Annotated in this window: 25 protein-coding genes; 6 read left to right on the top strand and 19 right to left on the bottom strand. The window is 58.0% G+C overall.

Features of this window, described 5'->3' with window-relative positions; all coding sequences use genetic code 11:
- Positions 1 to 77 precede the first annotated feature (77 nt).
- Positions 78 to 923: a 3-mercaptopyruvate sulfurtransferase gene (gene sseA, locus LRS40_RS13100; protein WP_231311767.1), complete on the top strand. Its 846-nt coding sequence runs from the start codon at positions 78 to 80 to the stop codon at positions 921 to 923.
- A complete protein-coding gene (locus tag LRS40_RS13095; protein WP_142486703.1) occupies positions 923 to 1,693 on the top strand; it encodes a MurR/RpiR family transcriptional regulator in 771 nt (256 codons plus the stop codon). The genes sseA and LRS40_RS13095 overlap by 1 nt, the downstream gene beginning before the upstream one ends.
- Before the next feature lie 19 nt (positions 1,694 to 1,712).
- Here the strand turns inward: LRS40_RS13095 and sseB are convergent, their stop codons facing one another.
- The 11 genes from sseB to trmJ form a co-directional block, all read right to left on the bottom strand.
- A complete protein-coding gene (gene sseB / locus LRS40_RS13090) occupies positions 1,713 to 2,489 on the bottom strand; it encodes an enhanced serine sensitivity protein SseB (RefSeq protein ID WP_231311766.1) in 777 nt (258 codons plus the stop codon).
- Positions 2,490 to 2,627: 138 nt separating this feature from the next.
- Positions 2,628 to 3,914 (bottom strand): aminopeptidase PepB, encoded by a 1,287-nt coding sequence (pepB, locus tag LRS40_RS13085; RefSeq protein WP_142486705.1) that lies wholly within the window; start codon positions 3,912 to 3,914, stop codon positions 2,628 to 2,630.
- 60 nt (positions 3,915 to 3,974) lie between these two features.
- Positions 3,975 to 4,175: a Fe-S cluster assembly protein IscX gene (gene iscX, locus LRS40_RS13080; RefSeq protein WP_032613119.1), complete on the bottom strand. Its 201-nt coding sequence runs from the start codon at positions 4,173 to 4,175 to the stop codon at positions 3,975 to 3,977.
- Position 4,176: 1 nt separating this feature from the next.
- The gene (gene fdx, locus LRS40_RS13075; RefSeq protein ID WP_106994594.1) at positions 4,177 to 4,512 is read right to left on the bottom strand and encodes an ISC system 2Fe-2S type ferredoxin; all 336 of its coding nucleotides are present in this window, start codon (positions 4,510 to 4,512) and stop codon (positions 4,177 to 4,179) included.
- 1 nt (position 4,513) lies between these two features.
- A complete protein-coding gene (hscA, locus tag LRS40_RS13070) occupies positions 4,514 to 6,364 on the bottom strand; it encodes a Fe-S protein assembly chaperone HscA (protein WP_142486706.1) in 1,851 nt (616 codons plus the stop codon).
- A gap of 14 nt (positions 6,365 to 6,378) precedes the next feature.
- Positions 6,379 to 6,894: a co-chaperone HscB gene (gene hscB / locus LRS40_RS13065; protein WP_039029730.1), complete on the bottom strand. Its 516-nt coding sequence runs from the start codon at positions 6,892 to 6,894 to the stop codon at positions 6,379 to 6,381.
- A 77-nt stretch (positions 6,895 to 6,971) separates the two neighbouring features.
- Complete coding sequence (gene iscA / locus LRS40_RS13060) at positions 6,972 to 7,295, bottom strand: iron-sulfur cluster assembly protein IscA (protein WP_039029731.1); 324 nt, start codon at positions 7,293 to 7,295, stop codon at positions 6,972 to 6,974.
- Positions 7,296 to 7,310: 15 nt separating this feature from the next.
- Positions 7,311 to 7,697, bottom strand: a complete 387-nt coding sequence (gene iscU, locus LRS40_RS13055) for a Fe-S cluster assembly scaffold IscU (RefSeq protein WP_004866383.1) — start codon at positions 7,695 to 7,697, stop codon at positions 7,311 to 7,313.
- 23 nt (positions 7,698 to 7,720) lie between these two features.
- Entirely contained in the window at positions 7,721 to 8,935 is a 1,215-nt protein-coding gene (locus tag LRS40_RS13050) for an IscS subfamily cysteine desulfurase (protein WP_142486707.1), read from the bottom strand.
- Between the two features lie 121 nt (positions 8,936 to 9,056).
- Positions 9,057 to 9,548 (bottom strand): Fe-S cluster assembly transcriptional regulator IscR, encoded by a 492-nt coding sequence (iscR, locus tag LRS40_RS13045; RefSeq protein WP_142486708.1) that lies wholly within the window; start codon positions 9,546 to 9,548, stop codon positions 9,057 to 9,059.
- Positions 9,549 to 9,786: 238 nt separating this feature from the next.
- Positions 9,787 to 10,515 (bottom strand): tRNA (cytosine(32)/uridine(32)-2'-O)-methyltransferase TrmJ, encoded by a 729-nt coding sequence (gene trmJ / locus LRS40_RS13040; protein ID WP_142486709.1) that lies wholly within the window; start codon positions 10,513 to 10,515, stop codon positions 9,787 to 9,789.
- A 124-nt stretch (positions 10,516 to 10,639) separates the two neighbouring features.
- Here trmJ and suhB point away from each other — a divergent pair, with 124 nt between their 5' ends.
- Positions 10,640 to 11,446: an inositol-1-monophosphatase gene (gene suhB, locus LRS40_RS13035; RefSeq protein WP_142486710.1), complete on the top strand. Its 807-nt coding sequence runs from the start codon at positions 10,640 to 10,642 to the stop codon at positions 11,444 to 11,446.
- 83 nt (positions 11,447 to 11,529) lie between these two features.
- Here suhB and LRS40_RS13030 read toward each other — a convergent pair whose 3' ends face one another.
- Positions 11,530 to 12,495, bottom strand: coding sequence for a nickel/cobalt transporter (locus tag LRS40_RS13030; protein ID WP_231311765.1), 966 nt, complete (start codon positions 12,493 to 12,495; stop codon positions 11,530 to 11,532).
- Positions 12,486 to 13,124 carry a DUF1007 family protein gene (locus tag LRS40_RS13025; protein WP_231311764.1) on the bottom strand — a complete coding sequence of 213 codons (639 nt, stop codon included), beginning with the start codon at positions 13,122 to 13,124 and terminating at the stop codon, positions 12,486 to 12,488. Before LRS40_RS13025 ends, LRS40_RS13030 begins: the two co-directional genes overlap by 10 nt.
- A gap of 123 nt (positions 13,125 to 13,247) precedes the next feature.
- On the opposite strand from LRS40_RS13025, the gene csiE reads away from it, so the two are divergent.
- A complete protein-coding gene (csiE, locus tag LRS40_RS13020; protein WP_156264355.1) occupies positions 13,248 to 14,525 on the top strand; it encodes a stationary phase inducible protein CsiE in 1,278 nt (425 codons plus the stop codon).
- On the opposite strand, the gene LRS40_RS13015 is transcribed toward csiE, so the two are convergent.
- Complete coding sequence (locus LRS40_RS13015; RefSeq protein WP_156264356.1) at positions 14,522 to 15,658, bottom strand: 3-phenylpropionate MFS transporter; 1,137 nt, start codon at positions 15,656 to 15,658, stop codon at positions 14,522 to 14,524. The two genes, csiE and LRS40_RS13015, sit on opposite strands and share 4 nt — an antisense overlap.
- 174 nt (positions 15,659 to 15,832) lie before the next feature.
- On the opposite strand from LRS40_RS13015, the gene LRS40_RS13010 reads away from it, so the two are divergent.
- Positions 15,833 to 16,255, top strand: a complete 423-nt coding sequence (locus LRS40_RS13010; protein ID WP_231311763.1) for a DoxX family protein — start codon at positions 15,833 to 15,835, stop codon at positions 16,253 to 16,255.
- 48 nt (positions 16,256 to 16,303) lie between these two features.
- On the opposite strand, the gene glyA is transcribed toward LRS40_RS13010, so the two are convergent.
- Complete coding sequence (glyA, locus tag LRS40_RS13005) at positions 16,304 to 17,557, bottom strand: serine hydroxymethyltransferase (RefSeq protein ID WP_142486720.1); 1,254 nt, start codon at positions 17,555 to 17,557, stop codon at positions 16,304 to 16,306.
- A 305-nt stretch (positions 17,558 to 17,862) separates the two neighbouring features.
- Between glyA and hmpA the strand changes: the two genes are divergently transcribed.
- A complete protein-coding gene (hmpA, locus tag LRS40_RS13000; protein ID WP_156264359.1) occupies positions 17,863 to 19,053 on the top strand; it encodes an NO-inducible flavohemoprotein in 1,191 nt (396 codons plus the stop codon).
- Positions 19,054 to 19,135: 82 nt separating this feature from the next.
- On the opposite strand, the gene glnB is transcribed toward hmpA, so the two are convergent.
- The 4 genes from glnB to qseE all read right to left on the bottom strand — a co-directional run bounded on the left by glnB (position 19,136) and on the right by qseE (position 23,076).
- The gene (gene glnB / locus LRS40_RS12995) at positions 19,136 to 19,474 is read right to left on the bottom strand and encodes a nitrogen regulatory protein P-II (protein WP_039029746.1); all 339 of its coding nucleotides are present in this window, start codon (positions 19,472 to 19,474) and stop codon (positions 19,136 to 19,138) included.
- A gap of 79 nt (positions 19,475 to 19,553) precedes the next feature.
- Entirely contained in the window at positions 19,554 to 20,891 is a 1,338-nt protein-coding gene (glrR, locus tag LRS40_RS12990; RefSeq protein WP_156264360.1) for a two-component system response regulator GlrR, read from the bottom strand.
- Positions 20,888 to 21,646, bottom strand: coding sequence for a two-component system QseEF-associated lipoprotein QseG (gene qseG, locus LRS40_RS12985; RefSeq protein ID WP_156264361.1), 759 nt, complete (start codon positions 21,644 to 21,646; stop codon positions 20,888 to 20,890). Before qseG ends, glrR begins: the two co-directional genes overlap by 4 nt.
- Entirely contained in the window at positions 21,643 to 23,076 is a 1,434-nt protein-coding gene (qseE, locus tag LRS40_RS12980; RefSeq protein ID WP_231313856.1) for a two component system sensor histidine kinase QseE/GlrK, read from the bottom strand. The genes qseG and qseE overlap by 4 nt, the downstream gene beginning before the upstream one ends.
- Positions 23,077 to 23,602 lie beyond the last annotated feature (526 nt).

Raw genomic sequence — 23,602 nt, 5'->3', positions numbered from 1 at the left:
GAGTTGAACGTGGTTCGCTTGTCGGTGTCAGAAAAAACACCGACAATCCATTAATGGATTCATTTATGGAGGCAACCATGTCCACCTCATATTTTGTCGCAGCCGACTGGCTGATTGAGCACAGTGATGACCCTGAAGTCCAGATCCTCGACGCGCGCATGGCGCCGCCTGGCCAGGAGCATCGTGACGTTTCTGCCGAATACCGCGCCGGGCATCTGCCGGGGGCGGTATTTTTTGATGTTGAAGCCCTCTCCGATCATACCTCTCCCCTGCCGCACATGATGCCGCGCCCGGAAGCTTTTGCGGTGGCAATGCGCGAGCTGGGCGTCAGCCACGACAAGCATCTGGTGATTTACGATGAAGGGAATCTCTTCTCCGCTCCACGGGCGTGGTGGATGCTGAAAACCTTCGGCGTGGAAAAGGTGTCGATTCTGGCGGGCGGTCTTGCCGGCTGGCAGCGGGCCGAGTTACCTCTCCAGCAGGGCGATGTCTCCCTGCCGGACGGCGACTTTGAAGCCACCTTCGATGCCGGGGCGATCAAGCGTGTCACCGACGTGCTGCTGGCAAGCCACGAGCAGACCGCGCAGATTGTCGATGCCCGCCCGGCCCCGCGCTTTAACGCGGAAGCCGACGAGCCGCGTCCGGGCCTTAAGCGCGGCCATATCCCTGGCGCGCGTAACGTGCCCTGGGGCGATCTGGTGTTTGAGGGTGAACTGAAAACCACCGACGAGCTGCGTGAAATTTTCTCTCGCCAGGGCGTGGATCTGCATCAGCCGGTCGTTGCCAGCTGCGGCTCCGGCGTCACCGCCTGTGTCGTTATTCTGGCGCTGGCGACCCTCGGCAAAACCGACGTCACGCTGTACGACGGCGCGTGGAGTGAATGGGGTGCCCGGGACGATCTGCCGGTTGAACCGTCCCGGTAATGGATAACCGTCTGGCGACACTGTTAACGCGCGGGGAGTCTCTGACCCGCGCAGAGTATCGCGTGCTGGCCCATCTCACCGAGCATCCGCTGCTGGTGGGCCAGATCACCGTACGGGAGCTGGCGCAGGCGACCTTTGTCTCCACCGCTACTATTATGCGCCTGTGCCGCAAGCTGGGGTTCAGCGGCTTTAGCGAGTTTATCTGGCACTGCAAGCAGCTGTTAAGCGATACCCCGCACATTGCCGCCGAAACCCGGCAACCTGCGGAATTACCCGCCCTGTTTAATCAGTTTATCGCCAATTATCAGCAGACCTTTCAGTGGGCAACGGCGGAGAAACGCCGCCGGTTTGCCGGGCTGCTGCGCGACAAGGAGAGCTTTTTCCTCTACGGCGCGGGCTTCTCCTATCTGTTTGCCGAGTACCTGACCAAGAAACTGCAGGTGCTGGGCAAGACGGCATTTATCTCCGGCCCTGGCGACAGCCGCAACATCTTTCTCAGCAACGCCTCGCGCTATCAGGTGTTCATCGCGGTCTCGCGCAGCGGGGAAACGGAGCAGGTGCTGGATAAGGCGCGGATCGCGCAGAACGTGGGGATGACGGTGGTGGCTTTTACCCGGGCGTCGGCGAATACCCTGGCGGGGATGGCGGATCTGCATTTTGCCTTATACGACGAAGCGGTGCATTTCGCTGCCGAGGCCGCAGGAGTGACATCGTTTGAGTCGAACCTGGTGCTGCTGATGGATTTACTGCTGCTGGAGGCAACGGGGTGAGTGTTCACCCCGCAAGGGCTCAGATAATACGGTTGTTTTTGAAATCGCGCAGGAAGCCACCCCAGCGGCGCTCATAGAAGGGCGTGATGTGCTCGGTGATAAAGTGGCTGATGCCCTTCTCGCCTTTTACGACCCGGCAGATATCGATGGGCTCGTCGCCCGGCAGGGTGTCGGTCGCCACGCTGCCCGCGGCCTGGATGATGTCGTCGATCTCGCCATCTGCCTCAATGCCAATCAGCAGTACCGGCTGTTCGTCGGCCTGCTCTTTGATCGAGCAGAGAAACGCCCGCTTGACCGGTTTGATGGTTTTGAACAGGGTGGTCAGGGAGTCGATCATCTGTGCCGGTGGCTCGGCCACTTCCGACAGCAGCAGCGACTCACCGCCCTCCAGCACCTCCTGTGTGCTGAGCGGGTTACCCTCTTCGCCAATCAGGTGGCTGATTTCGCGCGGGGTGAACTCTTTCCCGGTCGGCAGTTTGGCGTTCAGAAACAGGGTTTCGCCCAGCGTCATCTCAAACAGGGTGCGCACCGGCATCACCACGAACGCCTGCTCATCTTCAACCGCTGCCTGTAAGGCTTCAAGGGAGGAGAAGAACGGGATCACCGAGGTGCCGTCATCTTTTTCCCAGTGCAGCAGATCCAGGGCGCTGTCCTCAACAACCTGCTCACCTTCCGCGGCGGTGCCAGGCACCCAGACGGTGGACTCCAGCAGCGTGCGGAAAAATGCCGGACGATGGGCAGGCTCGGTGGCCGCTTTTTCCAGCAAAGTTTCTAATTCGTTTTTGATTTCTGACATAGTTTCGTTACTTCAAAATCGCCCGGCGGCGCTATGCTTGCACGGGCCTACGGGTTTTGTAGGCCGGGTAAGCGCAGCGCCACCCGGCAAGACGGTAATCTGTCGGCCCGGCAAGCGCAGCGCCGCCGGGCAAGTCAATTACTCTGCGGTCAACAGGTTCGCGATGGTCCGCACACCCAGACCGGTCGCACCGGCGGACCACTGCTCAACCGCCGCTTTGCGGTAGGTAGCGGAGCAGTCGATATGCAGCCAGCCTTCACGATAGTTCTCAACGAAGTGCGACAGGAAACCGGCGGCGGTGCTCGCCCCTGCCGGGTAGGCCGCGCTGGCAGTGTTGTTCAGTTCGGCGAAGTTCGACGGCAGCTGGCTGCGGTGGAACTCGGCCAGCGGCAGACGCCAGAACGGTTCGTTCTCGGCGGCAGCGCTTGCCAGCACACGGTTCGCCAGCTTGTCGTCAAAGCTGAACAGCGCGTGGTAGTCGTTGCCCAGCGCGGTTTTCGCCGCGCCGGTCAGGGTTGCCATATCGATGATCAGCTCTGGTTTTTGCGCGCAAGCGTCAATCAGGCCATCGGCCAGCACCAGACGGCCTTCGGCGTCGGTGTTCATCACTTCGACGTTCTTGCCGTTGCGGTAGCGAATGATGTCGCCCAGCTTGAAGGCGTTACCGCTGACCATGTTGTCGGCGCAGCACAGGTACAGCTTCACGCGTTTATTCAGGCCGCGGGTGATGGCAAAGGCCAGCGCGCCGGTAATGGTGGCCGCGCCGCCCATGTCGGACTTCATGGAGTCCATGAACGCGCTCTGCTTCAGGCTGTAACCGCCGGTATCGAAAGTGATACCTTTCCCGACCAGGCAGGCGAATACCGGTGCCGCTTTATCACCGGTTGGGTTGTAATCCAGCGCCAGCAGTACAGGAGGACGTTCGGAGCCGCGGCCAACGGTGTGGATGCCCATGTAGTTCTGCTCGCGCAGATCTTCGCCTTTGGTGATGCGGTAAGACATCTTGTCGCCAGCGACTTTGCTCAGCAGATCCACCGCGCGCTGCGCCAGCTGTTCCGGGCCTAACTCTTCCGCCGGGGCGTTGATGGTATCGCGCACCCAGTCGATGATGGTCAGACGGCTTTCCAGCTCTGTCTTTCCTGCGTCGTCGAGGTTCGCCCACTCAATTTTACGGGTGCCTTTTGGACCTTTATAGCCCGCCCAGAATGCCCAGCTGCGATCGGTGTCCCAGCCTTCGCCGTCGAGACACACATGTTTAATGCCCAGGCCGTCGATTTTCCGCGCCGCGCGCTGGATCAGACCGACATCGTCGCTGCCGTTCAGGTGCAGGGTAATACCGTCATTGTTGATGCTGTAAGTGGCTTTTTCACCCCAGCGCGCATCGGCAGGCTGAGTAGAGAGCGTAATCTTCATCGCTTCGGTCATTTTTATTTATCCTTATTAGCAACAAGCAAACGGGCCGCCTGAAGGCAGCCCGTTACGTTTTTATTCTGCTTCGTCCAGCCAGACTAACAGAATCGCCTCCAGAATTTTTTCATTGGATGCGTTGGGATCGTCGTCAAACTCTTCCAGATCGCAAATCCACTGATGCATATCGGTGAAGCGTACGGTCTTCGGATCGAGATCCGGGTTAGCGTCGTACAGCGCCTCGCCGATTTCACGGCTGTCAGTCCACTTCAGTCCCATATCAATGCTCGCGTGCGTGGTTAAGCGTATAACGCGGAAGTTCGACCACCAGATCTTCATCGGTGACGCGCGCCTGACAGCTCAGACGGCTTTCCGGCTCCAGACCCCATGCTTTATCCAGCATGTCGTCTTCATCTTCTGTGCTCTCCGCAAGAGAGTCAAAACCCTCGCGGACGATGCAGTGGCAGGTCGTGCAGGCACAGGATTTTTCACAGGCGTGTTCCACTTCGATACCGTTACGCAGGGCAACGTTAAGGATGGTTTCGCCGGTCTCAGCTTCCAGAACTGCGCCATCCGGACAGAGGTCCGCATGAGGCAAAATAACAATCTTTGGCATATTAAACCTCGTCCACGGAGTGGCCTTTCAGCGCGGTACGGACAGACTGGTCCATGCGGCGAGCGGCGAACTCCTGGGTTTGCTTATCAACGTTTTTAATCGCTTGTTCTATGGCGTCAGCGTCATTGCCAACCGCCACCGCGCTCAGTTGCGCGACGGCGTCGTCAATGGCCTGACGTTCTGCGGCGCTTAACAGCGCGGCATCAGCAGTGAGTGCGCTGTTCAGGCTTTCCAGCACGCGTGCGGCTTCAACTTTCTGTTCCGCCAGCATACGCGCCTTCACATCCTGCGCAGCAAAACTCATTGAGTCCTGAATCATGGTGGCGATTTCGCCATCGGTCAGACCGTAGGACGGTTTCACCTGGATGGAGGATTCGACACCGGTCGATTTTTCCATCGCCGTGACGCTCAGCAGGCCGTCTGCATCCACCTGGAAGGTGACGCGGATATGCGCCCCGCCCGCAGGCAGTGCCGGGATCCCGCGCAGCGCGAAACGCGCCAGCGAACGGCAGTCCTGGACCAGCTCGCGCTCGCCCTGAAGCACGTGGATCGACATCGCGGTCTGGCCGTCTTTAAAGGTGGTGAACTCCTGCGCGCGCGCCACCGGAATGGTGGTGTTACGCGGGATCACTTTCTCCACCAGGCCGCCCATGGTTTCTAACCCGAGGGACAGCGGGATCACGTCCAGCAGCAGCATTTCGCTGTCCGGCTTGTTGCCGACCAGGATATCGGCCTGGATAGCGGCACCAATGGCGACCACTTTATCCGGATCGATAGAGGTTAATGGCGTGCGGCCAAAGAATTCGCCCACGCGCTCGCGTACCAGTGGAACGCGGGTCGAACCGCCGACCATGACAACGTCCAGCACCTCTTCTGCTTCCACGCCCGCATCTTTCAGCGCGCGACGGCAGGCCAGCAGGGTGCGTTTCACCAGCGGGGCGATCAGCGCATTGAACTGTTCACGGCTGATGTCGCCTTTCCAGCCCGCGACCTCAACGGTCACGGAGGCAGCATCGCTGAGGGCGATTTTGGCGGCAATGGCCGCGTCCAGCAGCTGACGTTGCAGACGCGCGTCGCTGCGATCGGATATCCCCGCCTGCTCACAGATGTGATCCGCCAGCAGATGGTCAAAGTCGTCGCCGCCGAGGGCAGAGTCGCCGCCGGTCGCCAGCACTTCAAACACCCCGCGGCTTAAGCGCAGAATCGAAATATCAAAGGTCCCGCCGCCGAGATCGAAGACCGCAATCACCCCTTCCTGACCGGAGTCGAGGCCGTAGGCAATGGCGGCAGCCGTCGGCTCGTTAAGCAGACGCAGCACGTGCAGGCCCGCCAGACGCGCCGCGTCTTTGGTGCCCTGACGCTGGGCGTCATCGAAATAGGCCGGAACAGTGATCACTACGCCATCCAGCTCGCCTTCCAGGGTCGCGGTTGCGCGGGCGGCCAGCGCCTTAAGGATATCGGCAGAGACGCGGATCGGGTTCAGTAAACCCGCGGCGGTGGCGATCATCGGCAGGCCATTTTCACTTGCCTGCAGCTGATACGGCAGATGCGGATAACGGCTCTGGATGTCTGCCAGCGAGCGGCCCATCATGCGTTTTACCGAGCTGATGGTGTTGGCCGGATCCTGGGCTGCGTTGGCCCGTGCATCAAAGCCCACGCTGTGGCCCTGGGGCTGATAGTGGACCACAGAGGGCAGCAGGTGTTGACCCTGCGCATCCGCCAGCGTCTCAGCCTGGCCGCTGCGCACGGTCGCCACCAGCGAGTTGGTGGTGCCTAAGTCGATGCCTACCGCCAGACGACGCTGGTGCGGTGCGGCACTTAAGCCCGGCTCACTAATTTGTAATAAGGCCATAATTGCTTCCGAAATTAAAAATCGAGCAGCTTTTCTTCGAGTTGTTCAGCACTGCTTCGCAGTTTATCGAGAAAACGCAGCTTGCGAACGCTGTCCGCCGCCACGTCCCACGTCTCGTTATTCAATTGGTCAACCATCTGCTGATGGCGGGTATCGAACATCCCTTTTACGCGCTTAATAAAGCGCTCAAGACGGGCTTCGTCTTTGGCCTGTTCGATCTCATCCAGCTCTTCACGCAGCTCCAGCTGTTCCATCAGGAAGGCGGTGTCGCGGACGGTGTGTTGCTCGCTGGAGAGATCAAACCCGTGGCGCGAAAGCAGATATTCTGCCCGACTCAGCGGATTGCGCAGGGTTTGCCACGCCTGATTGATGGTCGCAGAGTGCTGCACCGCCGCCAGCTGTTCCGCCTGCGTGCCGCTGGCGAACTTATCCGGGTGATACTGACGTTGCAGATCCTGGAAACGGGCCGCCAGCGCCTGAGTATCAATTTCATACCCGGCTGGTAACCCAAAGAGGGTGAAGTAATCCATAACAATCTCAGGGTTAGCTGATTAAAACAAACCCCACACACAGTCTGGCTGCGGTGGGGTTAGCAGGTGATACGCAATTAAACGTGGAAGCTTTCGCCGCAGCCGCACTCGTCTTTAACGTTCGGGTTAGTAAATTTAAACCCTTCGTTAAGGCCTTCTTTTACAAAGTCCAGCTGAGTGCCGTTCAGGAACTGCAGGCTTTTACCATCGACCACCACCTTCACGCCTTTGTCTTCGAATACGGTATCTTCCGCCGCAGGTTCGTCAACAAATTCCAGTACATACGCCATACCGGAACAGCCGGAGGTGCGTACACCCAGTCGCAGGCCGAAGCCTTTGCCACGGTTTGCCAGGAAGGAGCTTACTCGCGCGGCAGCGCTGTCGCTAAGGGTAATCGACATAACAACCTCAACTAATTATTTTGCTTCACGTTTGCTTTTGTAATCCGCGATTGCAGCTTTAATCGCATCTTCCGCCAGGATAGAGCAGTGAATTTTCACCGGCGGCAGTTCGAGTTCGTCAGCAATATCGGTATTTTTAATCGCCTGCGCTTCGTCCAGAGATTTGCCCTTCACCCACTCGGTGACCAGGGAGCTGGAGGCGATTGCGGAACCGCAACCGTAAGTCTTGAAGCGCGCGTCTTCAATGATACCTTCATTGTTGACTTTAATCTGCAACTTCATCACGTCGCCACAGGCCGGTGCACCCACCATGCCGCTGCCTACGCTGTCGTCGCTGTTGTCGAAGGAGCCCACGTTACGTGGATTCTCGTAATGATCGATAACTTTTTCGCTGTATGCCATGTTGAATTCTCCTTACAAACCGATTAGTGATGTGACCATTCAATGCTGTTCAGATCCACGCCTTCTTTGAACATTTCCCACAGTGGAGAGAGTTCACGCAGACGGCCAATGGAGTTGCGAACCAGTTTGATGGTGTAGTCAATCTCTTCATCGGTAGTGAAACGACCTAAAGAGAAGCGGATAGAGCTGTGTGCCAGTTCGTCGGTCATGCCCAGCGCACGCAGTACGTAGGACGGCTCCAGGCTTGCGGAAGTACACGCAGAACCGGAAGAGACGGCCAGATCTTTCAGGGCCATGATCAGCGACTCGCCTTCAACATAGTTGAAGCTGACGTTAAGAATGTTCGGTGCGCCCTGCTCGAGATCGCCGTTCAGGTAGACCTCTTCCATATCCTTTACGCCTTCCCACAGACGGTTGCGCAGCGTACGCAGGCGCGCCATCTCGGTTTCCATCTCTTCTTTGGCGATACGGTAGGCTTCACCCATACCCACGATCTGGTGAACAGGCAGAGTACCAGAACGCATGCCGCGCTCGTGACCGCCGCCGTGCATCTGGGATTCGATACGGATACGTGGCTTACGACGCACGTACAGCGCGCCAATGCCTTTCGGGCCATAGATTTTGTGGCCGGAGAAGGACATCAGGTCCACTTTCAGCTGGCTCAGGTCGATAGGCAGTTTGCCCACGCTCTGGGTCGCATCAACGTGGTAGATGATACCGCGCGCACGGCACAGTTCGCCGATAGTGGCGATATCCTGCACCACGCCGATTTCGTTGTTGACGTGCATGATGGAGACCAGAATGGTGTCATCACGCATTGCCGCTTCGAGCTCTTTCAGGTCGATGATACCGTTGCGCTGCGGCGCGAGGTAGGTCACTTCAAACCCTTCACGCTCCAGCTGGCGACAGGTGTCCAGCACGGCTTTGTGTTCGGTTTTGCTGGTGATGATGTGCTTGCCTTTTTTCTGATAGAAATTGGCCGCACCTTTGATCGCCAGGTTATCGGATTCGGTCGCGCCTGAGGTGAAAACAATTTCACGCGGATCGGCGCCAACCAGCTCGGCAATCTGATTACGGGCGATATCTACCGCCTCTTCAGCATGCCAGCCAAAACGGTGGGAGCGGGAAGCCGGGTTACCGAAGTTTCCGTCCAGGGTCAGACACTGCATCATTTTCTCGGCAACACGCGGGTCCACCGGCGTGGTTGCGGAGTAATCGAGATAGATAGGTAATTTCATTGCTCTTTAAACTCCGTACATCGCTTCAATGCAAGGAATCAGGCAACCGGCTGGATGTACGACCGGGTCATCGGGGCGCGCGAACGCCCCGGCCTGATTCTAAAATACTTATCGTTTTTTATTACGCGCGCAGTTTAACGTCGATAGCGTCTTGCGTGCGGGTATTACGATGGGACTCGTGCGAGTGCTGACGACCTGAGACGTCCAGCACTTCCTGGTTGTTAACCAGTTCACCGATGGTGATGTTATTCAGGAAGCCGGTCAGACGGTCGCTCAGATCGCGCCACAGCGCGTGAGTCAGACATTTATCGCCGCCCTGACAGCCGCCTTTACCCTGGCAACGGGTCGCGTCGACGGATTCGTCAACTGCGCTAATGACTTCGCCAACGGCAATACTGCCCGCGTCTTTACCTAACAGATATCCGCCGCCAGGACCGCGGACGCTGGAAACCAGGCCATTTTTACGCAGTCGGGAGAACAGCTGTTCCAGATAAGAGAGGGAAATTCCCTGACGTTCAGAAATATCAGCCAACGGAACCGGGCCCGATTCGGAGTTGAGCGCAACGTCCAGCATCGCGGTCACGGCATAACGCCCTTTAGATGTCAGTCTCATGTCTTACTTAACCTCAAACTCGCCCCTGCCCGGGGATTTTTATTGTAAAGTGGGGGTATTGCATAGCAGGGCCAAGTCTGACATTCCCGACTAATTTGGTCAACTATTTACTTGACTGTTTTAGTCAGGTATTTAACCTTCTGTGCGCTCATTAGTTTTGCCCGGCGGCGCTTCGCTTGCACGGGCCTACGGTCTTGTAGGCCGGGTAAGCGCAGCGCCACCTGGCAAGCAAACGGCACTACTCTTTATTCTTCTGCTCAATCGACGCCAGAATACCGCGCAGGATGTTCAGCTCCTGGCTCTCCGGACGCGCGCGGGTAAAGAGGCGGCGCAGTCGGTTCATCACCTGCCCCGGATGCCCGGCGCGGATAAAGCCGGTGGCGAGCAGGGTCTGCTCCAGATGGCCATAGAAACGCTCCAGGTCATCCACCAGCGGATACGGGGTCTCTTCCGGCGCAGCGTAAGTCTCTTTCTCCTGCGTTGCCAGCCACGCCATCCGCACTTCGTAGGCAATAACCTGCACGGCCATCGCCAGGTTCAGCGAGCTGTATTCCGGGTTAGCGGCAATGGCGACGTGATAATGACACTTCTGCAGCTCGTCGTTGGTCAGCCCCACGCGCTCACGGCCAAACACCAGCGCCACCGGCGCATGCTGGCCTTCGGAAACGCTTTTCAGCCCGCATTCACGCGGATCGAGCATCGGCCACGGCAGGGTGCGTGAACGCGCGCTGGTTCCGACTACCAGACTGCAACCGGCTAAGGCTTCATCCAGGGTATCGACGATCTGCGCATTGCCAATCACGTCGCTGGCACCTGCGGCGAGCGCAATGGCCTGCGAGTCGGGTTTGACCAGCGGGTTAACCAGCCAGAGATTGGTTAAGCCCATGGTTTTCATAGCACGGGCCACGGAGCCCATATTGCCGGTATGCGATGTTTCGACCAGCACGATTCGGATATTTTGCAGCATAATTTTTCTGAGTCTGGAGAATATTCGGTGATGTTATCATAAACGGAAGACATATTCCGATCCCGCTGCTATACTCTGCGCCGTTTTCGTATCCCCGTTCTTTAACATCCAGTGAGAGTAACCGATGCAACATCCTATGTTGACCATCGCCGTGCGCGCAGCGCGCAAGGCGGGTAATGTAATTGCCAAACACTACGAGACCCCAGATTCCGTAGAAACCAGCCAGAAAGGCAGCAATGACTTTGTGACTAACGTCGATAAAGCCGCAGAAGCGATTATTATCGAAACCATTCGCAAATCTTACCCGCAGCACACCATCATCACCGAAGAAAGCGGTGAGCATGCAGGCGAAGATCAGGATGTTCAGTGGGTTATCGATCCTCTGGATGGCACCACCAACTTCGTTAAACGTCTGCCACACTTCGCTGTCTCTATCGCCGTACGCATCAAAGGCCGTACTGAAGTGGCTGTGGTTTACGATCCAATGCGTAACGAACTCTTCACCGCAACCCGTGGTCAGGGCGCACAGCTGAACGGCTACCGTCTGCGCGGCACCAACGCTCGCGACCTCGACGGCACCATTCTGGCGACCGGTTTCCCGTTCAAAGCCAAACAGCACGCACCTGCCTACATGAAAATTCTGGGCAAACTGTTTACCGAGTGCGCTGACTTCCGCCGCACCGGTTCCGCTGCGCTGGACCTGGCCTACGTTGCCGCTGGCCGCGTGGACGGTTACTTTGAAATTGGCCTGAAGCCGTGGGACTTCGCTGCTGGCGAACTGATTGCCCGTGAAGCGGGTGCCCTGGTGTGCGATTTCACCGGTGGCCACAACTACATGCTGTCCGGCAACATCGTTGCAGGTAACCCACGCGTTGTGAAAGCGATGCTGGCGAACATGCGTGACGAACTGAGTGAAGCGCTGAAGCGTTAATTCTGGTTGTCTTGCCCGGTGGCGCTCGCGCTTACCGGGCCTACAAGACCGTAGGCCGGGCCAACGAAGTGCCGCCCGGCATTTTAAAACGGCCGCATTCCCCTGCCCACCGGCACCGCACTGATCCACATCATCACCGCCGCTACCAGCAATACCACTCCACCCGCTAATGCCAGCGTTGTCCATCCGATCTGTCGCCACAGTACCGGCGCTTTGTTGCCGCTAAGCCTGACCGCCAGCTGACGAAAGCCGTGCACCAGCAGCGCCAGCGAAGAGATGGTTAATCCCGTTCCCGCCGCCATCGCCAGCGCCGAAGCCACGCCCCAGCTGAACACGCCGATCACCTTACTGAACAGCAGCACCATAATCGCCCCGGAACAGGGTCGCATGCCCATGGACAGGATAATCATCATCCGCGCCCGCCAGTCGTCAGCGCGCTGGATCTGCGTCGGGCTCGGCAGATGCTGATGGCCGCAGCCGCAGTTTGCATCGTGGACGTGATGCGGAGTAAAGGCTTTGAAGGTCGGTTTACGCAGCAGGCCGCGCAGTTTTTTCAGCGCCCGCCAGCAGAGCATCAGCCCCAGCACGCCCACCAGGGCATAGCTTCCCTTCTCCAGCCAGAAGCTGCTCATGTGCAGATCCCGCGCCGGGAGCTGCAGCAGCGTTAACACGCCTACCACCAGGGCGATCGCCACCACTCCCTGTAATAAAGAGGAGGCCAGGGTTAAGCCGATACTCGATTTCAGTTTTGAGGGATGGGTGGCAAGCCAGGTGGCGATGACAATTTTGCCGTGGCCCGGCCCCAGGGCATGCAACACGCCGTATACAAAGCTGAATAGCAGCAGCGACCCGCCTGCCGCCGTCGGATTGTCGGCCACCGCGTTCAGCAGGCCGCTCATCTGCTGGTTGACGTCCCGCTGCCAGAGAATGCTCTGGCGCATCACCTGCGGCCACGCCTGCCAGAGCCAGACAGCGCCCGCCACCGCCGCTACCAGAAACAGCCCCAGCGGCCAGAGATCCCACCCGCGTCGCGCGCGTACTACTGACATTGCAGGGTCACCGTCTGGGCAAACTGTTTGCCGAGATCCATATCCTCCGGGGGCGCATCGTCTTTATCCAGCGAGCTGGCAAAGTTCAGCGTCTCGTCGCTGGGCTCCGGGGTGTCCACGCTGACGGAACAGCTTTTTTGCAGCTCAGCAGGCAGCGACACATCGTCATCCTCGGCGTAGCTCATGTCCACGTAATAGGAGGGATCGAAGGTGGAGAAGGTATATTTTTGTCCGGCCAGCGGCTGAGGCTCCGCCAGCGGCAAAATAAAGGTCAGCACCGCCTGATGCTCCTGACGGGTCATGCCGTACTGGGTCGGCCGGTTGAGGAATTTCACCTTCTGCCCGTTATGCCAGAACTCGGTAAAGTAGTGCTGACCGAGCACGTTGGCCATGACTTCCGCCGCCAGTTTTTTCCAGATCTCATCCCCCGGCTTTGCGTTTTCGGCATCGTAAAGCAGATCGGCGGAGGTCAGCTCATCCATCGCCCAGCGCATCTTCAGCCCGGTAAGCTGGTTGTCTTTCACCATGATCTGCGTTTTCAGGGTGATAAAGCTGTGAGGGTGCGCGGCGGCGGTAAAAGACAAAACCGCCAAAAAAAGCGTCGTTGCGCTGCGTTTCACTGTTTGCATCTCATCCTCACGTCAAAAATTCTGTGATGTTCACCCGCATTCCTGAAGGAAAGCCCGGCATCACGTGCTATGGCGTACATCCTTTAGCTATTCTTATCAAACACACTCACTGGAACCCGACAGATGATGACGACTCTCGAAATGCCATCTGCACTTTCCAGTTCGCAGCGCCGCTGCCAGGTTCTGTTGATGCTCTATGTGCCAGGCTTTCGCGCCACCCTGCAAAGCATCGGTGAAATCAACGGTGTCGATGATGCCCTCTGCCGGCAGGATATCGACGAGATGCGCATGGAGATCCAGCGCTATCACCAGCTCGACATTGCGACACAGCATGATGGCTGCTACCTGCTGGAAGGTAGCCACCTGAACCAACGCTTGTGCCTGCTGCACTGGTTGCGCCGGGCGTTACGCCTCTGCCCCCACTTCGTCGCGCAGCAGTTTACCCCATCTCTGAAAATCGCGCTAAAGCAGCTCGGCATCGCCCGCACTTTATATGACGATACCAACCTGCGGGCGCTGATTAACTTTTGCTCCCGCCGCCTGCAGCGCCAGTTTGAATGCCGGGACACGCAGTTTTTGCAGCTCTATTTGCAGTACTGTCTGCTCCAGCACCAGCTGGGCCAGAGCCCCGAATTTTCGGTGGTTCAGCGTAACTGGACCCAGTCGCGCAGCGAATATCTGATGGCGCAGGAGATTATCCGCCACTGGCAGCGCCGCGTGGCGCAGGCGCCTCACGCCGATGAGCAACCTTTTCTGGCGCTGCTGTTTATGATGCTCCGCACGCCGGATCCCCTTCGCGATACGCACCAGGAAGATGACCGTCTGCGTCGCACCATCACCCGCATGATCGCCCGCTTTCATGGGCAAACCGGCATGCAGTTCAGCGACGAGCAGGGGCTTATCGATCAGCTCTATATTCATCTGGCGCAGGCTCTGGACCGCTCGCTGTTTGGCATCGGTATCGACAACAGCCTGCCCGAAGAGATCCACCGCCTCTATCCGCGCCTGATGCGTACCACCCGCGAGGTGCTGTTCGAGCTGGAGGCGGAGTTTGGCCTGCGGTTTTCTGAGGAGGAGTCGAGCCTGGTGGCGGTGATCTTTGGCGCCTGGCTGATGCAGGAGAACGATCTGCATGAAAAGCAGGTGGTGTTGCTGACCGGGGAGGATAAAGCCTGCGAGGAGTTGATTGAACAGCAGCTGCGGGAGCTGACCCTGCTGCCGCTGAACATTCGCTATGTGACGCTACAGGCCTTTCAGAAGGAGGGGGCCCCGCGCGAGGCCGCCCTGGTGGTCACGCCCTATACCACCGCCCTGCCCCTGTTCTCGCCGCCGCTCATTCACGCCGTCGAGGCGTTGAATGCGCAGCAGCAGGAACATATTCGCGCCATGCTGGAATCTTAGCGCGCTGCTACCCGCGGACGCAGCAGAACCGCGGGCAGCGCCACCAGCGCCATCACCCAGAAAACCCCGTGACCGAGATGCTGGTACAGGAAGCCGGCGAAGACGGTCATGATCGCAATACTGCCCCCCATTGCCACCGCCGAGTAGACCGCCTGGAGGCGGATCACATCGCTGCCCTCGCGCGCCGAGATATAGCGCATCGCCGCCAGATGGCACACCGTGAAGGTGCCGCAGTGCAGGATCTGGGCGACAATCAGCCACGGCAGTTCGGTGGTCCAGCCCATGATCCCCCAGCGGGCGATACCGCAGACGGCGGAGAGCAGGAGCAGTTCCCGGGCGCCAAAGCGGCGGAACAGCCGGTTACTGAGGGCAAAGATGATTACTTCTGCCACCACGCCCAGCGACCAGAGATAGCCGACCGCCGAAGCCGAATACCCGGCCCCCTGCCAGTAAATCGCGCTGAAGCCGTAGTAGGCGGCATGCGCCCCCTGCAACAGGCAGACGCAGGCGAGGAAACGCCAGCTCTGCGCCACCAGCGAGCGCCATGCCGGCCAGCCTGCGCTCTCCTGCTGACGGCTTTCGCCCTGCGGCATCACCGATGGGCGCAGCAGCATCCCGAGCAGCATCGACATAATGCCCAGGCTCAACAGAGCCAGAATGGCGCGATAGTCGTACAGGCTCACCAGCTTGCCCACCAGCGCCGAGCCAATCACAAAGGCGATCGAGCCCCACAGCCGCACCCGGCCATAATCCATGGTGATCTGCTTCTGCCAGGTATTGGCCAGCGCGTCGGTCAGCGGCACCAGCGGCGAGAAGAAGAGGTTGAAGCCCACCATCACCACCACCAGCCAGGCAAACTGCTGGCTGACCCAGAAGCCAGCCATAAATACCAGGGTGAGCAGGGCCAGCACGCGCACGGCTTTGATTAACAGGGAGGGATCGCTGACGCGCGGCGCAATAAGCAGGCTACCGAGAAAACGCGCCACCAGACCCGAGCCGAGCAGAACGCCAATCATCTCCGGAGTGAGGCCGATTCCCTTGAGCCAGACGCTCCAGAAAGGCAGAAAAATACCGTAGCTAAAAAAGTAGGTGAAGTAGCTGAGCGCCAGCCAGCGTGTGGAATGCAAAACCATGAATCCCTCCCGTTTTGGAGGCGATAGTCTGGCGATAAAGCGCTAATTAAGCAAGCAGATAGCCTGCTATAAATTAACTGTTGCTTAACAAAAAAAGTGACCCGAATGGCTCATGGCAAGCGGCACAAATCTGTATTAGGGTTTAATTATCCTGCTCACATAGGTCATGCCGCTATGAACGCTATACGGTATTTCGATTTCGGTCAGTCCCGGGCGCTGATCCTGTTAATCGCCCGTCTCGCCCTTATCCTCCTGTTTATCATTTTCGGCGTGCCAAAAATGTTCGGTTTCGACGGCACGGTGCAATATATGGCGAAGCTGGGCGCCCCGATGCCGATGCTGGCGGCCATTATGGCGGTGATCATGGAGGTGCCCGCCGCGATTCTGATCGTGCTCGGCTTTTTTACCCGCCCGCTGGCGGTGCTGTTCGTCTTTTATACTCTGGGTACGGCGGTGATTGGTCACCACTACTGGGACATGAGTGGCGATGCGGTGATGCCCAATATGATTAACTTCTTCAAAAACATCAGTATCGCCGGCGGGTTTCTGCTGCTGGCGGTGGCCGGGCCGGGCGCTATCTCCATCGACCGCCGTTAGCCATAAAAAAAGGCCGCATACGCGGCCTTTTTGTTCTGCGAAGCAGACTTATGCGTAAACCGGGAAGCGCGCACAGATATCCAGTACTTTGGCTTTCACGCGTTCGATAACGGCTTCGTCATTGATGTTGTCCAGCACGTCACACATCCAGCCAGCCAGCTCTTTCACTTCCGCTTCTTTGAAGCCGCGGCGAGTCACTGCCGGGGAACCGATACGGATACCGGAGGTAACGAACGGGCTCTTCGGATCGTTTGGTACGCTGTTTTTGTTGACGGTGATGTTGGCGCGCCCCAGGGCAGCGTCAGCTTCTTTACCGGTCAGGTTTTTATCAACCAGATCCAGCAGGAACAGGTGGTTTTCAGTCCCGCCGGAGACCACTTTGTAGCCACGGTTCAGGAACACTTCCACCATCGCTTTCGCGTTCTTAGCAACCTGCTGCTGGTAAACTTTGAACTCAGGCTCCATCGCTTCTTTAAGCGCCACGGCTTTCGCCGCGATCACGTGCATCAGCGGGCCACCCTGCGCGCTTGGGAACACGGCAGAGTTCAGTTTTTTATACAGGTCTTCGTCACCGCCCTTCGCCAGGATCAGGCCACCGCGTGGACCCGCCAGGGTTTTGTGGGTGGTGGTGGTGACCACGTGAGCATGTGGAACCGGGTTCGGGTAAACGCCTGCGGCGATCAGACCGGCAACGTGCGCCATGTCGACGAACAGGTATGCGCCGATGCTGTCTGCGATTTCACGCATTTTTGCCCAGTCAACCACGCCGGAGTAAGCGGAGAAGCCACCGATGATCATCTTCGGCTTGTGCTCTTTGGCCTGCTTCGCCATGTCTTCGTAGTCAATTTTACCGGACTCATCAATACCGTAAGGGATGATGTTGTACAGTTTACCGGAGAAGTTAACCGGGGAGCCGTGAGTCAGGTGACCGCCCTGCGCCAGGTTCATACCCAGAACGGTATCGCCCGGCTGCAGCAGCGCGGTGTAGACTGCGAAGTTAGCCTGAGAGCCGGAGTGCGGCTGCACGTTAGCGTAGTCTGCGCCAAACAGCTCTTTGGCACGGTCGATCGCCAGCTGCTCAACGATATCCACATACTCGCAACCGCCGTAGTAGCGCTTGCCCGGGTAACCTTCAGCGTATTTGTTGGTCAGCTGAGAGCCCTGCGCCTGCATAACGCGCGGGCTGGTATAGTTTTCGGAGGCGATCAGTTCGATGTGCTCTTCCTGACGTACTTTTTCCTGCTCCATAGCCTGCCACAGTTCGGCATCATAATCGGCAATGTTCATTTCACGCTTTAACATCCGCATCTCCTGACTCAGCTAACAAGTAAATTTTTGCCTGAAAAAGGCAGTCCAGTTGGACGACGGGCAACAGTATAACTGATTAGCAGAGTGATAACAGGTCTTGACAAACGATTTTACGCAAACGTTTACCTTCCCGCCACGCAAGGGTTTGAGGAATAACGCTCTCGCCCTGTAAAGTGGATTTCTTTTCAGGTTTGTGATGCAGTTAATTCAAGTTGCAAAGAACCATTTACAACGCAGGGTTATTTTTTATAAGATGCATCTAAAATACATCATTAAAGTAACATTTGAAGGAAGCTGCTATGTTAGACGCTCAAACCATCGCTACCGTTAAAGCCACTATTCCCCTGCTGGTCGAAACCGGTCCTAAACTTACCGCCCATTTTTACGATCGCATGTTCGCGCACAACCCGGAGCTCAAAGAGATTTTCAACATGAGCAACCAGCGCAACGGCGACCAGCGCGAAGCGTTATTTAACGCCATTGCCGCGTACGCCAGCAACATCGAGAACCTGCCGGCGCTGCTGCCAGCGGTGGAAAAAATCGCCCAGAAACACACCAGCTTCCAGATCAAACCCGAGCAGTACAACATTGTTGGCAGCCATCTGCTGGCCACCCTGGATGAGATGTTCAGCCCGGGTCAGGAAGTGCTGGACGCATGGGGCAAAGCCTACGGCGTGCTGGCTAACGTCTTTATCAACCGTGAAGCGCAGATCTACAGCGAAAACGCCAGCAAGAGTGGTGGATGGGAAGGTACGCGTGCGTTCCGTATCGTGGAAAAAACCCCGCGCAGCGCGCTGATTACCAGCTTTGAATTTGAGCCGGTGGACGGCCAGCCGGTGGCCGATTACCAGCCGGGCCAGTACCTGGGCGTGTGGCTGAAGCCGGAAGGCTTCCCGCATCAGGAGATCCGCCAGTACTCCCTGACCCGTAAGCCAAACGGAAAAGGCTACCGCATTGCGGTGAAACGCGAGGACGGTGGTCAGGTCTCCACCTGGCTGCACGACGAAGCTAGCGTCGGTGATGTGGTGCATCTGGCCGCGCCAGCGGGCGATTTCTTTATGGCGGTGGATGCCAATACTCCGGTGACGCTGATCTCCGCCGGTGTCGGTCAGACCCCGATGCTGGCGATGCTGGATACCCTGGCGAAATCGCAGCATCAGGCGCAGGTTAACTGGTTCCACGCCGCAGAGAATGGCGAAGTACATGCGTTTTCTGATGAAGTGAAAACGCTGGCTGCCGGTCTGCCGCACTTTACCGCCCACACCTGGTATCGCCTGCCGTCGGATGACGACCGTGCCGCAGCACGCTTCGACAGCGAAGGTCTGATGGCGTTAAGCCAGCATAAAGAGCAGTTCCACGCACCGGAGATGCAGTTCTACGTCTGTGGCCCGGTAGCCTTTATGCAGTACGCCGCGGCGCAGCTCCTTGAGCTGGGCGTGAATAAAGATAATATTCATTACGAATGCTTCGGCCCGCATAAGGTGCTGTAATGCAAAAAGCCCCTCTCACGAGGGGCTTTTTTTTTGCCCGGCGGCGCTGCGCTTGCGCGGGCCTACGGGTTGAAGTCCGGCGTTAAATCGCGGCGTCGTCTTCTTCGCCGGTACGGATACGGATCACGCGCGACACGTCAAAGACGAAGATCTTGCCGTCACCGATTTTGCCGGTCTGCGCGGTGCGGATAATGGTATCCACGCAGGTCTCCACGATGTCGTCCGACACCACGATTTCAATTTTTACCTTCGGCAGGAAATCAACCATGTATTCCGCGCCACGGTACAGTTCAGTGTGGCCCTTCTGACGACCAAAGCCTTTCACCTCTGTCACCGTCATGCCGGTGATGCCGACTTCCGCCAGCGCTTCGCGTACATCATCCAGTTTGAAAGGTTTAATAATCGCATCAATCTTTTTCATGGTGGTCCTTAAACTTATGCCTGTCAGCTGCCTCGTAATCGGTTGCTCACAGTATCATATTCAGGCGGATTTTAGGGTATCACTCTTTAAAATCGTTTGCTTCCAGCTCATGGCGCGACAGCAGCTTATAAAACTCGGTGCGGTTACGTCCGGCCATGCGCGCCGCATGGGTCACGTTACCTTTGGTGATCTGCAGTAATTTACGCAGATAGTTGAGCTCAAACTGATTGCGGGCCTCGACGAAGGTCGGCAGAGCGGTATTTTCCCCCTCCAGCGCCTGGTCCACCAGCGCATCGCCGATCACCGGCGAGGAGGTGAGCGCCACGCACTGCTCAATCACGTTCACCAGCTGGCGCACGTTACCGGGCCAGCTGGCGGTCATCAGCCGCTTCATGGCATCGGTGGAGAAAGCCCGCACAAACGGCTTATGCCGCTCGGCGGACTGGCGCAGCAGCTGCGTCGCCAGCAGCGGAATATCTTCCGCCCGCTCCGCCAGCGCCGGGATCTTCAGGTTGACGACGTTGAGGCGATAGAACAGGTCTTCACGAAACTCGTTGCGCGCCATCGCCTTGGGCAGATCCCGGTGAGTGGCGGAGATAATGCGCACGTTGATGTCGATATCGCGGTTGCTGCCGAGCGGCCTGACCTTGCGCTCCTGCAGCACGCGCAGCAGTTTGACCTGCAGCGGTGCCGGCATATCGCCAATTTCATCGAGGAACAGCGTACCGCCTTCTGCGGCCTGGAAGAGCCCTTCCCGGCTGCTGACCGCGCCGGTAAAGGCCCCGCGCGCGTGCCCAAACAGCTCCGACTCCAGCAGTTGCTCGGGCAGCGCCCCGCAGTTGATGGCGATAAAGGCGTTTTTGCCGCGCGGGCTGGCGTTGTGGATCGCCTGGGCGAGGATCTCTTTCCCGGTGCCGCTCTGGCCGTTAATCAGCACGCTGACGTCGGACTGCGCCACCATCCGCGCCTGCTCCAGCAGCCGCAGCATGATCGGACTGCGGGTGACAATCGTCTCCCGCCACGTCTCATCGCCTGACGGCGCGGCGTGCTCCAGCGCATCGTCGATCGCCTTATAGAGCGCGTCTTTGTCCACCGGCTTGGTGAGGAAGCTAAAGACCCCCTGCTGGGTGGCCGCCACGGCATCCGGGATTGAGCCGTGGGCGGTGAGGATAATCACCGGCATACCGGGTTGCAGCTTCTGGATCTCGGTAAACAGCTGCATGCCGTCCATCTCATCCATCCGCAGATCGCTGATGACCAGATCGACCTTCTCGCGCCCCAGCACCTTCAGCCCTTCCTGACCGCTTTCGGCAGTCACCACGCTGTAGCCCTCGCTTACCAGACGCATGCCCAGCAGCTTCAGCAAGCCGGGGTCGTCATCCACCAGCAAAAGATGCGCAGGTTTTCGGCTTGTCATGGCTTTCCGTCCTCTTGTTTCGGGGTATCCGCCGCGTCGCCGTCAGCGGGCGGCGTCGCACTCTTTGGCGCATCCGGCAGATAGTTGCTGACCGGCTTACGGGTGGAGAGTTGCCGTTCAATATCGGTCAGGTTTTCCAGCTTCCGGGTAGTGGTGTCCAGCTGCGAGCGTAAATATTGCTGCTGCTGGCGCAGGTTATCCAGCTCACCGTCGGTCGTCTGCTGTAACTTGCCGTAGCGTGAACGCTCCTCCGCCAGCTGCAGCTGCAGCACCTGCCCGTGTCGCCATAGCTGATAGAGCGGGCGCACCTGGGCCGGGATCTGCGGGCTCAGCGCATCCAGCCGGGTGGTCAACACCCGCCGCTCCACCGGGTTAATTTTGGCATTTGCCAGCAGGAGCCCGCGTTTAAAGCTCTCCTGCCAGGTGTCATCGCTCCAGGTCCGCGCCTCTGCACGCGCGGCGGCGGGTGAGAGGCGATCCGCACAGTCCATGCCGCGCAGCCAGTAGAGCGGGTTGCTGTCGGTTTCCTGACCATGCAGCTGCCAGATATTATTGCAGTCGGTAGAAAGGAAGTCCGCCAGCTGATGTTCAGGCAATTTTTCATCCTGCTTGTCGCTGATGGCAGGCGTCGGCGCGTGGGTGACGCATCCGGCCAGCAGCAGGCAGGGAAGGCTCAGGCGGATAAAGTGGCCGGAAAATACCGCGTTAATGGCGCGGGAAAAGACGTGTGACATACTCACCAGACTTAGATTCATTTCAGTGATTTTTCCGACTCAAGCGGCAGTTCGATGCGAAAACAGACATCGGTACGGTCGTCAGTGACAAGATTAAGCTCTCCCTGCATACGACGAATGCAGTCGCGGGCGATGCTCAGCCCCAGACCGCTTCCCTTAACCGCCCCTTTGCGTTGATGACTACCCTGGAAAAAGGGTTCGAAGATCATCGTTTTTTCATCGTCGGGGATCGGGTTTCCGGTGTTAGCGACATCGATACAGACACGCGAGCCGTGCGTAAAACTGCGAATATAAATGGTACCGGATTCAATGCCATAGTGCACCGCGTTGGAATAAAGATTATCCAGCACGCTCATCAGCAGCATAGGTTCGGCTAAACAGGCGGGCGTCGAAAGTGCCAGTTCAGTATGCATCATTTTAGCCCGCGCAGGCAGGCTGTGGGCGGAGAGCACCAAATCCACCAGCGGTGCAAGCTCCACCCGCTCCAGCTCGGGTATCCCGTCGGCCAGTTTGCGGTTGTAGTCGAGCAGTTGCTCAATCAGCTTTTGCAGATTACGGCTGCTGGCATCGAGGATCTCAACAATTTCTCCTTGCTCAGGCGTCAGCGGCCCGGCGACCTCATCGGCCAGCAGCTCGGTTCCCTCGCGCATGCTGGCGAGCGGGGTTTTCAGTTCATGGGAGATGTGGCGTAAAAACTGATGACGCTGGGATTCGAGCCACGCCAGCCGTTCGGAGAGCCAGATGATGCGTTGTCCGACCGAGCGCAACTCGCGCGGGCCGGTAAAGACCACGGTATTGCCCAGCGAGCGCCCCTCCCCCAGCCGGTTGATCATCCGCTCAATACCCTTCACCGGGCCGATGATCATGCGGGTGAAGAGCAGGACCAGCACCAGGCTAACCAGAAACAGCACCAGCGCCTGCCAGCCAAAGAACTGGCCGCGCTCGGCAATCTCCTGCTGGAGCTGCTGCCCGCGGGAGAAGATCACCGCCCGGGTCGCCTGGACCATTTCGGTATTGGCGTTGGCGAAGGCCTCCAGCCGGAGGGCGGACATCGTATCGGGGCCGCTGTTGAGGCACTGCAACTGCGCCAGCGCATTGATATCCTGACGCAACGCCTGATACAGCTTGTCGTCCGGCAACACCCCTGCATGGGCATCAAGCATTTCGCTGTAGCGCTTACGCTGATTTTGATACACGTTTGCCAGCGTCCTGTCGTCGAGCACGCAATACTGCCGGTAGCTGCGCTCCATCTCCAGCGCGGCATTGGTCATCGCCTCGCTGCGGCGGGCATCAATCAGGGTGGTACGGTTGGTGAGCGCTGCCTGGGCGCTGAGGGCGTTCAGGCTCTGCCATGCCTGCCATGCCAGGACCAGCAAAGGCAGCAGGATCAGCAGGAATGCCATCATGACTAACTGTCGCAAGGAGCGAGGGAAAACAGACCAGCGTTTCAACGCATTACTCTTTTTTGCGAGGGGGTAAGAGGATGCTAGCTGGACAGCCCTTCAGATACAACAAAGCCGGGTTAAAAACCCGGCTTTGTTATGGAATGAGGCGGTGCCTAACTCGACGTTTCGCCCCGGGTCTGATAAAGCAGAGCTATGATCAGCAGTTGGACGGCAGGCACCTTTTTGTGCGTCATTCGAAGTTTATGTAGCGCGTCCCGAAGGGGCTGACATAAGAGGGTGAATGAGCCACTGGCTACTATTATGCAACAGATGTGCCATAATGCAAATAAAAATATTAAAGTGTTAATTTATATGATTTTTTATAGATACCAGCGGTAATTTCGGATGGGATGATTTTCAGGCTATCTGTCGCTTATTAGCAACACCTTTGCAGGGTTATTCTGCGTACTATAAAAATCAACAGGTTAAATGTCGCCAATTGGCGACATAACAATGTGAGGGTTGTCGCACATTTGCGACACTGGGGAATTGCCGGGCGGCACTGCGTTTGCCCGGCCTACAAAACCTCACT

It is taken from the genome of Leclercia sp. G3L (assembly GCF_021117075.1).
Taxonomy (GTDB): Bacteria; Pseudomonadota; Gammaproteobacteria; order Enterobacterales; family Enterobacteriaceae; genus Enterobacter; species Enterobacter adecarboxylatus_C.
Note: the sequence above shows the minus strand (reverse complement) of the source record. Positions and strands in the feature narration are given on the sequence as shown.

What these genes read in the sequence shown, in the direction of transcription:
- sseA (WP_231311767.1), top strand. Translation starts at nt 78, where the DNA reads ATGTCCACCTCATATTTTGTCGCAGCCGACTGGCTGATTGAGCACAGT.
- LRS40_RS13095 (WP_142486703.1), top strand. Translation starts at nt 923, where the DNA reads ATGGATAACCGTCTGGCGACACTGTTAACGCGCGGGGAGTCTCTGACC.
- sseB (WP_231311766.1), bottom strand. Translation starts at nt 2,489, where the DNA reads ATGTCAGAAATCAAAAACGAATTAGAAACTTTGCTGGAAAAAGCGGCC.
- pepB (WP_142486705.1), bottom strand. Translation starts at nt 3,914, where the DNA reads ATGACCGAAGCGATGAAGATTACGCTCTCTACTCAGCCTGCCGATGCG.
- iscX (WP_032613119.1), bottom strand. Translation starts at nt 4,175, where the DNA reads ATGGGACTGAAGTGGACTGACAGCCGTGAAATCGGCGAGGCGCTGTAC.
- fdx (WP_106994594.1), bottom strand. Translation starts at nt 4,512, where the DNA reads ATGCCAAAGATTGTTATTTTGCCTCATGCGGACCTCTGTCCGGATGGC.
- hscA (WP_142486706.1), bottom strand. Translation starts at nt 6,364, where the DNA reads ATGGCCTTATTACAAATTAGTGAGCCGGGCTTAAGTGCCGCACCGCAC.
- hscB (WP_039029730.1), bottom strand. Translation starts at nt 6,894, where the DNA reads ATGGATTACTTCACCCTCTTTGGGTTACCAGCCGGGTATGAAATTGAT.
- iscA (WP_039029731.1), bottom strand. Translation starts at nt 7,295, where the DNA reads ATGTCGATTACCCTTAGCGACAGCGCTGCCGCGCGAGTAAGCTCCTTC.
- iscU (WP_004866383.1), bottom strand. Translation starts at nt 7,697, where the DNA reads ATGGCATACAGCGAAAAAGTTATCGATCATTACGAGAATCCACGTAAC.
- LRS40_RS13050 (WP_142486707.1), bottom strand. Translation starts at nt 8,935, where the DNA reads ATGAAATTACCTATCTATCTCGATTACTCCGCAACCACGCCGGTGGAC.
- iscR (WP_142486708.1), bottom strand. Translation starts at nt 9,548, where the DNA reads ATGAGACTGACATCTAAAGGGCGTTATGCCGTGACCGCGATGCTGGAC.
- trmJ (WP_142486709.1), bottom strand. Translation starts at nt 10,515, where the DNA reads ATGCTGCAAAATATCCGAATCGTGCTGGTCGAAACATCGCATACCGGC.
- suhB (WP_142486710.1), top strand. Translation starts at nt 10,640, where the DNA reads ATGCAACATCCTATGTTGACCATCGCCGTGCGCGCAGCGCGCAAGGCG.
- LRS40_RS13030 (WP_231311765.1), bottom strand. Translation starts at nt 12,495, where the DNA reads ATGTCAGTAGTACGCGCGCGACGCGGGTGGGATCTCTGGCCGCTGGGG.
- LRS40_RS13025 (WP_231311764.1), bottom strand. Translation starts at nt 13,124, where the DNA reads ATGCAAACAGTGAAACGCAGCGCAACGACGCTTTTTTTGGCGGTTTTG.
- csiE (WP_156264355.1), top strand. Translation starts at nt 13,248, where the DNA reads ATGATGACGACTCTCGAAATGCCATCTGCACTTTCCAGTTCGCAGCGC.
- LRS40_RS13015 (WP_156264356.1), bottom strand. Translation starts at nt 15,658, where the DNA reads ATGGTTTTGCATTCCACACGCTGGCTGGCGCTCAGCTACTTCACCTAC.
- LRS40_RS13010 (WP_231311763.1), top strand. Translation starts at nt 15,833, where the DNA reads ATGAACGCTATACGGTATTTCGATTTCGGTCAGTCCCGGGCGCTGATC.
- glyA (WP_142486720.1), bottom strand. Translation starts at nt 17,557, where the DNA reads ATGTTAAAGCGTGAAATGAACATTGCCGATTATGATGCCGAACTGTGG.
- hmpA (WP_156264359.1), top strand. Translation starts at nt 17,863, where the DNA reads ATGTTAGACGCTCAAACCATCGCTACCGTTAAAGCCACTATTCCCCTG.
- glnB (WP_039029746.1), bottom strand. Translation starts at nt 19,474, where the DNA reads ATGAAAAAGATTGATGCGATTATTAAACCTTTCAAACTGGATGATGTA.
- glrR (WP_156264360.1), bottom strand. Translation starts at nt 20,891, where the DNA reads ATGACAAGCCGAAAACCTGCGCATCTTTTGCTGGTGGATGACGACCCC.
- qseG (WP_156264361.1), bottom strand. Translation starts at nt 21,646, where the DNA reads ATGAATCTAAGTCTGGTGAGTATGTCACACGTCTTTTCCCGCGCCATT.